This window comes from Streptomyces sp. SID13726 (assembly GCF_010548375.1).
GTDB lineage: Bacteria > Actinomycetota > Actinomycetes > Streptomycetales > Streptomycetaceae > Streptomyces.
In genome coordinates this window covers 1-475 of the sequence record NZ_JAAGLY010000344.1, presented here as the reverse complement: position 1 = coordinate 475, position 475 = coordinate 1, and the positions used below count along the sequence as shown (strand labels likewise).

Below are 475 nucleotides of genomic sequence, written 5' to 3'. Positions count from 1 at the left end.
TGGATGTCGAAGTGGACGGGGTGACCCGGTCCGAACGTCACCGATGTGGTCTGGTCACCGTACCGGCCGGCTTTGACGCCGAGCGGCACGCCGAGGTTGCTGAAAACCACGTCGATCGGGGAACCCGCCAGACGGCACGACGCGTACCCCTTCGGCGCGGTCAGGGTGACACGGAAGTGGAGGTGCCCCGAACTGGCCTGGTCCGGGCGGATCTTCGCGAGGTGGTTGGCCGGGCGGCAGGCCGACGGGGCTGCACCGCCCGCCGCTGCTGCCTGTGCGGTGCCGGCGGCGGCGATGACCGCCGTGGTGGCGGCGGCGATGAGTGTGGCGAACGTGCGGCTGATGAGCATGGCTGGTGGGTTCCGCCCTTCCGGCTGCTTTCCCGGCCCTCCCAGACGGGACCGGGGTCGGGGGATTCTTCCCCGGCGCCACCTCGCCCCAATGCATCTAAACGGCAACAAACCAGGCTGAGTGG

General features: G+C 69.9%; 1 protein-coding gene. It reads right to left on the bottom strand.

Translation table 11 applies throughout. The annotated features are described in order from the left end of the window. The coding region (locus tag G3I78_RS47990) for a hypothetical protein (RefSeq protein ID WP_203616529.1) at positions 1–350 on the bottom strand (350 nt) is incomplete at its 3' end. Between the last annotated feature and the right edge of the window lie 125 nt (positions 351–475).